The organism is Flavobacterium sp. GW821-FHT11G01 (assembly GCF_058808175.1).
Window position 1 is genome coordinate 213,906 of sequence record NZ_JBXARK010000009.1, and the last position, 12,684, is coordinate 226,589.

6 protein-coding genes are annotated in these 12,684 nt (G+C 35.1%); 3 read left to right on the plus strand and 3 right to left on the minus strand.

The window, feature by feature from the left end:
* The first annotated feature begins 256 nt into the window (after nt 1–256).
* The 3 genes from dnaE to AC1RRN_RS16900 all read left to right on the plus strand — a co-directional run bounded on the left by dnaE (nt 257) and on the right by AC1RRN_RS16900 (nt 6,695).
* Nucleotides 257–4,801: a DNA polymerase III subunit alpha gene (gene dnaE, locus AC1RRN_RS16890; protein ID WP_492968420.1), complete on the plus strand. Its 4,545-nt coding sequence runs from the start codon at nt 257–259 to the stop codon at nt 4,799–4,801.
* 177 nt (nt 4,802–4,978) lie between these two features.
* Nucleotides 4,979–5,947, plus strand: a complete 969-nt coding sequence (locus AC1RRN_RS16895) for an outer membrane beta-barrel protein (protein ID WP_492968421.1) — start codon at nt 4,979–4,981, stop codon at nt 5,945–5,947.
* Nucleotides 5,948–6,077: 130 nt separating this feature from the next.
* Complete coding sequence (locus AC1RRN_RS16900; RefSeq protein WP_492968422.1) at nt 6,078–6,695, plus strand: hypothetical protein; 618 nt, start codon at nt 6,078–6,080, stop codon at nt 6,693–6,695.
* A gap of 75 nt (nt 6,696–6,770) precedes the next feature.
* Here AC1RRN_RS16900 and AC1RRN_RS16905 read toward each other — a convergent pair whose 3' ends face one another.
* The 3 genes from AC1RRN_RS16905 to AC1RRN_RS16915 all read right to left on the minus strand — a co-directional run bounded on the left by AC1RRN_RS16905 (nt 6,771) and on the right by AC1RRN_RS16915 (nt 12,557).
* Complete coding sequence (locus AC1RRN_RS16905) at nt 6,771–7,760, minus strand: Gfo/Idh/MocA family protein (protein WP_492968423.1); 990 nt, start codon at nt 7,758–7,760, stop codon at nt 6,771–6,773.
* Nucleotides 7,761–8,023: 263 nt separating this feature from the next.
* On the minus strand, nt 8,024–10,132 hold the full coding sequence (locus tag AC1RRN_RS16910; RefSeq protein ID WP_492968424.1) for a prolyl oligopeptidase family serine peptidase: 2,109 nt from the start codon (nt 10,130–10,132) through the stop codon (nt 8,024–8,026).
* A gap of 217 nt (nt 10,133–10,349) precedes the next feature.
* Nucleotides 10,350–12,557 (minus strand): TonB-dependent receptor, encoded by a 2,208-nt coding sequence (locus tag AC1RRN_RS16915; protein ID WP_492968425.1) that lies wholly within the window; start codon nt 12,555–12,557, stop codon nt 10,350–10,352.
* Between the last annotated feature and the right edge of the window lie 127 nt (nt 12,558–12,684).

Below are 12,684 nucleotides of genomic sequence, written 5' to 3' on the forward strand. Positions count from 1 at the left end.
TTGGTGTAATGAGTATCCAAAATGGATAATTGAAGTTTTAGTATCAAACTAATTGAAATTTTGTCATTTTTACTGGTTTTCAACAGTTTGTAATTAGTGCTTTTTGTTGATAATTCTTTATTTTATCAAGCAGAAAAAAAGCGTAAATTTGAACTTCCTCCATTTTCTATAAGACAATTTTTTATTCTCCATATAATCAAAGGTTTATATTGGAAAGTTTTGGGATTTGGAGCTTTAATTTTTGCTATTTAAACTTATGTATTTAATATTCGATACCGAAACAACCGGATTACCAAAACGCTGGGATGCGCCAATAACAGATTCTGATAACTGGCCGCGTTGTATTCAGATCGCATGGCAGCTTCATGACGAAATGGGACAGCTTATCGAGCACCAGGATTATTTGGTAAAACCAGACGGGTTTAATATTCCGTATGATGCTGAACGTATTCACGGAATTTCGACTGAATTGGCTGAAGCCGATGGAATCACGCTGGCCGAAGTTTTGGAGAAATTCAATATCGCTTTAAGCAAAACCAAATTTATTGTTGGTCAGAATTTAGGTTTCGACGTTAATATTATGGGAGCTGAATTCCATAGAATGGGAGTTGAATCTCAAATGGGTTCTATGCCCGTTCTAGATACTTGTACCGAGGTTACTGCTTCGTTATTACAACTTCCCGGAGGTCGTGGAGGAAAATTCAAACTACCAACCTTAACAGAATTACATAGCTATCTTTTTAATAAACCTTTCGCGGAAGCGCACAACGCAACTGCCGACGTTGAGGCAACTACACGTTGTTTTTTAGAGTTAATAAGAAGAGAAGTTTTTACCAAAGAAGAATTAGATGTTCCGAAGGATTATTTTAAGGAATTTCAGAATAGAAATCCGCAGGAATTTCCGCTAATCGGATTAAAACACATCAATTTAAAAGCGGCTTCTGATAAAATCAGAGAGCAGTTAAAAGCTCTAGAATCTGTTGGACAAGAACCTACAGTTTCACATTCTGACAGAGCCGATTTTAAAGCGGCAAAATATGCGCATTTACATAATCATACGCAGTTTTCGGTTCTTCAATCGACTATAGGTATTGCGAATATTGTTTCGGCTACAGCCAAAAATGGAATGCCAGCCGTTGCCATGACAGATACCGGAAACATGATGGGAGCTTTCCACTTTGTGAGCGCCGTTATGAATCACAATAAGGCAGCATCCGGAAAAAATAAAGCTTTAGTTGAAGCCGGAGAAGAACCAACTGAAACCGAAATAAAACCAATTGTAGGTTGTGAATTTAATGTCTGTGATAATCACTTAGATAAAAGCAAAAAAGACAACGGAAATCAGGTTGTATTGTTAGCCAAAAACAAAAAAGGTTATCATAATTTGGCGAAAATGTCGTCGATCGCTTTTACCGAAGGTTTTTATTATGTTCCGAGAATTGATCGAAATATCATCGAAAAATACAAAGAAGATATTATGGTTTTATCTGGGAATTTATACGGAGAGATTCCGAGTAAAATTCTAAACATCGGCGAAAACCAGGCCGAAGAAGCATTGATTTGGTGGAAAGAACAATTTGGTGATGATTTTTATCTGGAAGTCATGCGCCACAATCAGGAAGATGAAAATCGTGTAAATAAAACCCTGATTGAATTCTCTCAGAAACACAATGTCAAATTAATTGCGACAAACAATACCTATTATTTAAATAAGGAAGATGCCAACGCGCACGATATTTTATTGTGTGTAAAAGACGGTGAAAAACAGGCAACGCCAATTGGTCGTGGCCGTGGTTACCGTTACGGATTACCAAATCAGGAATACTATTATAAGTCGGAAGAAGAGATGAAAAAACTCTTTTCTGATTTACCGGAAGCTATTATCAATATTCAGGAAATTGTAGATAAGGTTGAAGGTTATTCACTTTATCGTGATGTATTGCTTCCTAAATTTGATATTCCGGAAGAATTTGTTGTTGCTGAAGATGAGGCTGATGGTGGGGTTAGAGGTGAAAATAAATATTTGCGCCATCTTACCATGGTGGGTGCGAAAAAGAGATATGGTGAAATTACAGAATCGATTCAGGAACGTTTGGATTTTGAGTTATTAACGATTTCAAATTCCGGATATCCGGGTTACTTTTTGATCGTTCAGGATTTCATCGCCGAAGCCAGAAATATGGATGTATCGGTAGGGCCGGGACGTGGATCTGCAGCAGGTTCTGCGGTAGCGTATTGTTTGGGAATTACCAATATCGACCCGATTAAATACGATTTGCTTTTTGAGCGTTTCCTGAATCCGGATCGTGTATCCATGCCCGATATTGATATCGATTTTGATGACGAGGGTCGTGGTCGTGTTATGGATTATGTAATCAATAAATACGGTAAAAATCAGGTGGCACAAATTATCACTTATGGTAAAATGGCTACCAAATCAGCAATCCGTGATACGGCGCGTGTATTGGATTTACCGTTATTTGAAGCCGATAGAATTGCAAAACTGATTCCGGCAATGATGCCGTCGAAGTGGAATCTGGCGCGTTTTATTTCTGAACACGAAGATGAGGTTAAAAAAGCCCTTCGTTCTGATGAATTTGATAATGTAAAAGAATTGATCGCTATTGCCAATGAAGATGATTTGGCAGGAGAAACAATTCAACAGGCAAAAATCCTTGAAGGATCGATGCGAAATACCGGAATTCACGCCTGTGGGGTAATTATTACGCCATCGGATATTACGAATTTCGTTCCGGTTACCACAGCAAAAGATTCTGATTTATATGTAACGCAGTTTGATAACTCGGTTGCAGAAAGTGCCGGATTGTTAAAAATGGACTTCTTGGGTCTGAAGACTCTAACATTAATAAAGGATACGGTTAAACTGGTAAAATACAGAACAAATATTGATTTGGATCCTGATGTTTTCCCTATTGATGACCCGGAAACATATGCGCTCTTTCAAAGAGGGGAAACGGTTGGAATCTTCCAATACGAGTCGCCTGGAATGCAGAAATACATGAAAGACCTGAAGCCAACGGTCTTTGGAGATTTAATTGCGATGAACGCCTTGTATCGTCCGGGGCCTTTAGAATATATTCCGTCTTTCGTTAGAAGAAAAAATGGTGATGAAGAAATCAAATACGATTTAGATGCCTGTGAAGAATATTTAGGAGAAACCTACGGAATTACAGTTTATCAAGAGCAGGTAATGCTTTTGTCGCAATCGCTGGCTGACTTTACAAAAGGTGAAGCCGACGTTTTGCGTAAAGCGATGGGTAAGAAACAAAAGGATGTTCTGGACAAAATGAAGCCTAAGTTTGTTGAACAAGCATCGGCAAAAGGCCATGACGCCAAAGTTTTAGAAAAAATTTGGAAAGACTGGGAGGCTTTTGCGAGTTACGCCTTCAACAAATCACACTCAACTTGTTATGCTTGGATTGCGTATCAAACAGCTTATCTAAAAGCACATTATCCGGCAGAATATATGGCAGCGGTACTTTCTAATAATATGAACGATATCAAACAGGTTTCGTTTTTTATGGAAGAATGTAAGCGTATGGGCTTAGAGGTTTTAGGTCCGGATGTAAATGAATCGTACTATAAATTTACCGTAAATGATAATTATGCTGTTCGTTTTGGAATGGGAGCAATTAAGGGAGTTGGTTCCGGAGCGGTAGCAACCATTGTTGAAAATAGAAAAGACGGAAGATATAAATCGATTTTTGATTTGGCGAAGCGCATCGATTTGCGTGCAGCCAATAAAAAAGCTATTGAAAACCTGGCTTTAGCCGGAGGATTTGATTCTTTTGAAGGAACAACCAGAGCACAATATTTTCATGATGACGGTGATGGAATTACCTTTTATGAAAAGGCAATGCGTTATGGATCAAAGTTTCAGGAAAATGAAAATTCATCGCAAGTAAGTTTATTTGGTGAAACAAGCGAAGTTCAAATTGCCGAACCCGTTGTGCCTCCATGCGAAGACTGGAGTACCATGGAAAAATTGGCTAAAGAAAAAGAAGTTGTCGGGATTTATATTTCGGGACATCCTTTGGACGATTTTAGATTTGAGATGAAATACTTTTGTAACGCCCGATTGGAAGCGCTGAAAAGTATGAATGAATATGTAGGGAAAAATCTAAATTTTGCCGGAATCATCAATAACGTACAACATCGTGTGGCCAAAAACGGAAAAGGTTGGGCGGTATTTAATTTAGAGGGATATGATGAAAGTTATGAGTTTAAGATTTTTGGTGAAGAATACTTAAAGTTCAGACATTTCCTGATTCAGAATAATTTTGCTTATTTGAAAATTTTAATAAAAGACGGCTGGGTAAATCATGATACAGGTAAAAAGTCTGATCCAAGACTAACGTTTGTTGAGGTTCGACAATTACAAGATGTATTGGAGGCTTTTGCTAAAAAATTGATCTTGCTATTGAATATAAAAGACTTGCAAACTGATTTTATTCATACGTTGAGTCATTTATTCAATGCCTATAAAGGCGATAATTCCGTGACTTTTGAGATTATGGAATTAGAAAAAGTAAAGCGTTTGGTTGAAGTTGAAACCAATACTGATTTTGAAGAAACTGAAGACGCTGTTTTTGTGGATGAAAATGAAAATGACGATGCAGATTCTCCATTAGAAGAAGTCAAAATTCAGGAAGTAAAAGAAGTTGAAGAAATAAAAGTAGTTACCAAACTGACTATGCCAAGCAGAAGATTAAAAGTGAGAATTTCTACGGAATTACTGCAGGAATTAGAAAAGCTGCAGATAAATTTTAAGCTAAATTAAATTTTAACAGTTAAAATTTAGAAGTATGCGAAATTTTTATGTTAAAAATATGCATGCATAATAGTTTTTTAGTAATATTGCCCGAAATTACAACGATTTCGTTCCAAGTCTAACTTTGCGAACTCAAAGGATATGTTAAAATATTTTAAGTTTGCATAAATTAATTAAAACAGAATTATGAAAAAGAACCTATTTTTATTAGGATTATTAGTTTGCTCTATGGCCACAATGGCGCAAACAGAAAAAGCAGATAAACCAGAATCTTGGTATTTTAAATTAGGAGGATCTTATTTTAATCAAACTGCTTCAACCGAATTTCCAGTTGTTGGAGGTCAATTACCAAACAGAGATGTTTATGAAGGAACTTTAGCTAATAATAAATTAGTTTCAAGAGAAGGTGTTACAGGTTCTTTTGGACAAGGATTCAGAAGTGGAATCACTGCGGGTTACCGTTTTTCTACGCGTTTAGGACTTGAGGTTGCAGCAAATTATTACACTAGTAATACTAAAACAATGGCGCAAACTACAAATAGACTTATTTCATATAATCCAGCTACTAGTCCGGCAGCTACTTATGTAGATTTTACAGCTGAAGGAAAAATTAAAGCTTTTGATATCGCACCTGCAATCGTAATGTTTTTAGGTGAAGCTCACGGTTTTGAACCATACACTAAGGTTGGAGTTATTGTTCCAATTCACGGTACATTAGATATTGAAACAAACAGAACTTATTCGACTTTTGTTGGAGCTAATAAAGTAGCTACTACTGAAGCTTATTCTAAAGATGTTGTAAAACCAAACCCAACAATTGGTTTCGTAGCAGCTTTCGGAACTTCTTATAAATTAGGAAAACATATTTCAGCTTTTGCTGAACTAGAATACCGTAACTTTACTGTACACGGAAAAACTAAAGAAACTGAAGTATATACTGAAAATGGTGTAGATAAATTAAATACTACAACTTCATTTAGAGCAGCTTCATATTCTGCTAATCATACTAATTATCATGAAAAAATTGATAATACTTCAAATAGTACAGTAACTAATGCAGCTGGTTTTGACAATACTAAAGCTACTGACGATATTAGTTCTTACGTTGGAATTTCAGGTTTAGGATTAACTGTAGGTCTTAAATATAGCCTATAATTCTAAAGGTATTTATAGTTTAAATAAAAAGAGGATATTCAATTTGAATATCCTCTTTTTTTACGTCTTTCCGTAATGAAATATATTTTATAAATTATAGATTCGTCGCCAATAACTAACACATATTTTAATGAAGAAAATTACTTTTGTTGTCCTTTTTTTAAGTGTACTAAATTTTGTTCACGGTCAGGAAAAAGGAAAGTTTAGAGTTGGCTTAGACGGTGGTATAATTTTAGGATCAGGAAAAGGCGGCGGCGGTGGATTTAGTCTGGAGCCTAAATTTAATTTAAAAGATGATTTAAATCTTGGACTTCGCCTTCAGAGAGCCGGAATGTTTAAAAATTTATATTATATCGATGCACAAAGAGATAGATATAATACTATAGAAATGTGGAGTACTTCTGTTTTAGCAACATCGGATTATTACTATTCTATGAATAAAGAAGAACGTACTTCATTCGCACCTTTTGTTGGAGGAGGTTTAGGAATTTACAATGTTACAAATGTATTCTACACTGCCGATCAGCTTGATGCTGGAAATTCTTATAACACAAAGGGGAACGCCGTTTTTGGAGCAATGCTTCGTACCGGTTTTGAGTGGAGGAAATTTAGATTGACTGCAGAGTATAATTTTGTTCCGAAAACAGATTTGCAGGATTATTACGGAAATATTATTGGAAAAGAAAAAAACAGCTATTTTGGATTAACTATTGGCTTTTACGTTGGTGGAGGAAAATGGCGTAGATAAAATACGATTTAAAGAATAAAAAAAAGCTTTGCTGTACAATTGGCAAAGCTTTTTTTTATTCAAAGATAAATTGAATTATGAATTCCTAAACTCTTTCAAAACTTCATCAATAACCCAAGTTGTTCTTGCGGCAGAAGTTCCTTTTGACGGATTTACACCAGCATTACCTAAAAGTTCTGCAACTACAGTTTCAATTAATGGTTGTTGAATATGCAACGGATTTTCGATTGTAATACTTTCTTTTTCTCCATTTATATATTGAACATGAATAGGATCATTTCCAAAAGTAGAGAAAGATATTTTTCCTTTATCGCCCACAATTTCAGTGTTGTCATAGCGCTCGAAACTAGCGAAATTCCATAAACCTGTTCCGTGAATTCCGTTTTCGAATAAAAAGGACATCGAAACCGAATCTTCAGCAGGATATGCTTTAAGCTGTGAACTTGCATGGCCACGAACAGATTTGATCGGTCCTAAAACAAAATCAAGAAAATCTAAAGTATGACAGGCTAAATCGACAAATATTCCACCGCCTGAAATATGTGGCAAAACGGTCCAGGGTAAATTAATTTCGTCATCATAACGTTCTTCAAACGGATGATATAAAAGACAATTTACATGTCTTACAGTTCCAATTTTATTCTGGTCAATTAGTTCTTTTATTTTTAAGAATCTTGGTAAACTTCTTCTATAATATGCTACAAACAAAGGAACATTATGTTCTTTACAAACACTAATCATTTCGTTGCATTCTTCAAATGTAAGTGCCATTGGTTTTTCTACATAAACAGGTTTTCCTGCTTTGGCACACAAAATAGTATATTCTTTATGAGAAGATGGAGGAGTGGCAATATAGACAGCATCAACTTCAGGATCATTGATTAAATCAATCGCATTCGAATACCATTTTGGAACATTATGACGTTTGGCGTAATCTTCGGCAAGTTTAGCATCTCTTCGCATTACAGCAACTAACGCTGAATTTGGAGTTTTTTGAAAGGCAGGACCACTTTTAACTTCTGTTACATTTCCGCAGCCTATAATTCCCCATTTTATGATTTTCATGGTTTAAGTTTTAAGTTTTTCAAATTTAAGAGAAAATTAGCCACGAATTCACGAATTAATTTAACCTGTGAGTTTAAAAATGTTGTAGTGAATTTCACTAATTTATTTTATGCACTTTTTTAATCCATCTAATATTTTAATAAGTGGCATAGGAAATCAGCTAGGTATTCAAGAAAATTCGTGTAATTTAAAATAAAATAAAAAGCCACGATATTCACAAAATTAATTCGTGAATTCGTGGCTAAAAAAATCAGTTTAAAGTCTTACTTTGAAGGCAAACCTTTAAAACCCATATTATAAAGCGTGAATGCCTGAACATCTACGTTTTCCTGAATAGAGGCTGCAACAGATTTTCCTGCTCCGTGACCTGCTTTTACGTCAATACGAATTAAAACCGGATTTTCTCCCGCTTGTTTGTCTTGCAATTCAGCAGCAAATTTAAAACTGTGTGCCGGAACAACACGGTCGTCGTGATCTCCAGTTGTTACCATTGTCGCCGGATATTTAATTCCTGCTTTTACATTTTGAACAGGAGAATATCCTTTTAAATATTCAAACATTTCTTTGTTGTCCTGAGCAGTTCCATAATCATAAGCCCATCCTGCACCGGCAGTAAAGGTATGGTAACGCAACATGTCCATAACACCAACCGCTGGCAATGCTACTTTCATTAAATCCGGGCGTTGTGTCATGGTTGCTCCAACTAATAAACCTCCGTTAGAACCCCCGCGAATGGCTAAGAAATCTGATGAAGTATATTTTTGCGCGATTAAATATTCTCCGGCAGCAATAAAATCGTCAAATACATTTTGCTTTTGCAATTTAGTTCCTGCATCATGCCATTTTTTTCCGTATTCACCACCACCTCTTAAATTGGCAACGGCATAAACGCCTCCATTTTCCATCCAAACTGCATTTGCAATACTGAAAGCGGGTGTCAGACTAATGTTGAATCCGCCGTAACCATAAAGGATTGTTGGGTTTTTACCGTTTAATTTTAATCCTTTTTTATAGGTAATAATCATCGGGATTTTAGTTCCGTCTTTTGAAGTGTAGAAAACTTGTTTCGATTCGTAATCTTCACTTTTGAAATCTACTTTAGGTTTTTGATAAATTTCAGATTTGCCCGATTTTGGTTCAAATGAGTAAATACTGCTTGGTGTTGTATAATTGGTAAAAGTGTAGTATAAAGTTTTTTCGTGTTTTTTTCCACCAAATCCGCCAGCTGTTCCAACTGCCGGAAGTTTGATTTCACGAACTAATTTTCCGTTATAATCATATTGTTGTACAAAGGAAACGGCATCTTTAGTATAATTGGCAAAAAAATACCCACCACCCGTTGAAGGCGATAAAATATTTTGTGTTTCTTTAATAAAATCTTTCCAGTTTTCTGGTTTCGGATTGCTCACATCTACTGTTACAACACGTTTGTTGGGAGCATTTAAATCGGTTTCGATAAACAATTTGCTTCCTTCATTTTCGATAATCGAGTTATCGCTGTTAAAGTTGTCTACAATAGTTACAATTGGACTGTTTGCAACAGTTAAATCTTTAATATAAAGCTCGTTTCCGTAAGTGGAATTTGATGCTGAAATCACTAAATAACGATCATCTTCGGTAACATAACCACCAACATATCTTCTTTTTTGATCTGCTCCAAAAATAAGTTTATCCTCTTTTTGAGAAGTTCCCAATTTATGGAAATACAATTTATGCTGGTCCGTTTTAGCCGATAATTCGCTTCCTTTTGGTTTGTCATAACTAGAATAATAAAAACCATCATTATCGTGCCATGAGATTCCGCTGAATTTTACATCAACCAAAGTATCTTCTAAAACTTTCTTAGAAATAGCATCAATAATAATCACTTTTCTCCAGTCGCTTCCGCCCTCAGAAATGGCATAAGCGGCTTTTGATCCATCTTTAGAAAAATCTAATCCGCCAAGTGAAGTTGTTCCGTCTTTAGAAAATGTATTCGGATCTAAGAAAACTTCTTCTTTTCCATCAGAACCTTTTCTGTAAATAACTGATTGATTCTGAAGACCGTTATTTTTAGAATAATAAGTATATTTTCCTTCTGTAGAAGGGGCGCTTATTTTTTCGTAATTCCAAAGTTTTTCCATTCGTTTTTTCAATTCATCACGAAACGGAATTTTATCCAAATAGCCATAAGTAACTTTATTTTCAGCTTGTACCCAGGCTCCGGTTTCAGCAGATTTGTCGTCTTCAAGCCAACGATATGGATCGCTTACTTTATTATCGAAATACACATCGACAGTTTCGCCTTTTTTAGTTTCCGGGTATTGAATTTTGTTTTGTCCAAATGAAATTCCTGCAGTTGTAATTGCCATTATAAGAAATGTTTTTTTCATTGTTTAAGTTTAACGGTTGTAACAAAAATAGCGTTTTTTGTGAGATGGATAAAAGTTTTAACCACAGAGAGCACAAAGATTTTTTAATATATAAAGTCTATAAAAAATACAGAGTTCACAAAGTTAAAAATTGACACAAAGCTTTGTGGAATCTGTGTTTTTCTAAAGATAGTTTTTAAATAAAATCTTAGCGTTCTCTGTGGTTAAATTTAAAAAGTTATAGATTGAAATTAACTCCTAAAACAATATTCCTTCCAATATTCGGAATACCATCTGTTTTTAATCTTGAAAGGTGTGCGATATATTCCTTATCAAATAAATTGTTTCCGTTCAGGTTTACATCAAAAGCAGTTTTTCCTAATTTTACTGTTCCTCCAAAACCTAAATTTACTAAAGTATAACCTTTTGAAGCTGTTTCGAAACCGCTTACATTGTCTTGTTTAAAAGTCGATGAAACGTTTAAAGTTGCGAAACCTTCCTGAAACCAATCTTTAATTTTGAATTCGGTTCTAATCGTATTATTCCAATTATTGGCTGGAATTAAAGGCAAATAATCTTTGTTGTCTTTTTTACCAGTTACGGTTTCAAAACTCGTTTCAAAATGCAACCAGTCTAACGGATGTGGATGAAAGTGTAATCCGGCTTCACCACCAAACAATTGTGCATTATCCTGTACATAGGCAAAAACGTCATTGTCATCAATAACGTCTCCGGTTGGCGAAGTATAAATATAATTGTTTACATGATTGTAAAATCCGTTTACGAAGAATTCAAAATGCGAATTTTTGTATTCTAAGTTTAAATCGGTCTGAACGTTTTGCTCTGTTTTTAAATTTGAATTTCCAATTTCATAACGATTAGTTCCTTCATGAACACCGTTTGAAGTTAATTCGGCTAAATTTGGCGCTCTAAATCCTGTTGCAACATTCAATCGAAGCGTTAAAGGTTCTGCCAATTTGGTTTTATACCCCAAAGAAGCATTAAAACTGTCGAATGATTTGTCTAAAGCTTGAAAATAACCTTCTTCACCTGCAATTCCGTGTTCTTCAGAAGTTATATTTCGATTGTCAAAACGTAATCCTGCTTGTAAAACACTGTTGTTCCATTCGTAATTAGCTGTTCCAAAAACACCAAAATCGTTTGTAGTAGCATTCGGAATCAAATATTCTTCACCAAAATTAGTATTCGTTTGATGCATTCCCTGAACACCTAAAATGGTTTCGATTTTGCCCATTTTTGGAAAATGATATTTTGCATTATAATTGAAAGTGTTCAATTTCATTCTTAAAGAAGCGTCATTGCTGTCTTCAAATTCACTTCTGTCATTGGCGATATACCCCAAATCAACATCTAATTTTGAGTTTTCAAAAAAGATCACATTGTTTAAACTCAACAAATGATTAAAAATTCCTTGTCTTGGGAACATTGTATTCTTACTCGAAGATTGTTCTGCAATTCCATCCTCCGGAATTCCAAGATCCAATTTGTTGTAGTTGTATCTCAAAACACTTGAAAAGCTTGAATTGCTGTATCCAATTCCGGTTTTAAAATCGGTTTCGTTATAACGTGAATTGGTTACACGGTCGCCATCAGCAATTTTATAGTCAGAATGGGTGTTGAAACTTCCGCGAGCCAAAAATTTCCAATTCTCGGTTGATGTTTTTAATCCAATTGATGAATTACTTCCTTGTGTATTGGTGAAATATTTTTGACTGAAATTAGCTTTGAAAGTATTCGCATCGGCAAATTTTTCAGGATTAAAATACAAAACTCCACCTAAAGCGTCAGAACCATATAATAAAGAAGCAGGTCCTTTGATCACTTCTACACTTTCGATTCCCGCATCGTTTAAACCTAAACCATGTTCGTCTCCAAACTGTTGATTTTCGATACGTACGCCTTGAGAATAAACCAAAACACGATTACCACTCAAACCTCGAATAACAGGTTTTCCGATAGAAGTTCCTGTCGAAATTTGAGAAACTCCGGGAATTGTTGCCAAACCTTCAATCAAAGTTGAGGTTCCTTTTTGCTGTAAAGTTTTGATGCTTTCGTGTTCGACTTTCATAACGTTTTGCGATTGCAATTTGTTGAAAGGAGTTGAAACCACGACTTCATCCATTTCAAAAACAGATTCTGAAAGTGTTATATCTAAGGTGTTTTCTTTTAATAATTTAGCGATAGTTTTATTTTGGGTGGTAAAACCAACAAAAGTAAAAGCGACTCTAAAACTTCCGTTTGGAAGATTAGTAAATTCGTATTTTCCGTTTGCGTCAGTTGTTGTTCCTTTATGTAATTCAGGTGCATAAACGGATACGCCCGGCAAAGGCTGATTCTGAAGATCGGTAACAGTTCCGGTAACAGTATTTTGAGCAGAAAGTATGCCCGAAAACCCTAAAATAAGGGCTAGTATGATTTTTTTCATTTGAAAATGATGCTATAGTTTAATTGATTTTTTTCTTTAGAATAAAAACAGCAATCAAAGTAAACTTGCCAATCCTGATAAGTTTCAAGATGGAAAATTTATTTTTATTCGGAATTTTATAATTAAG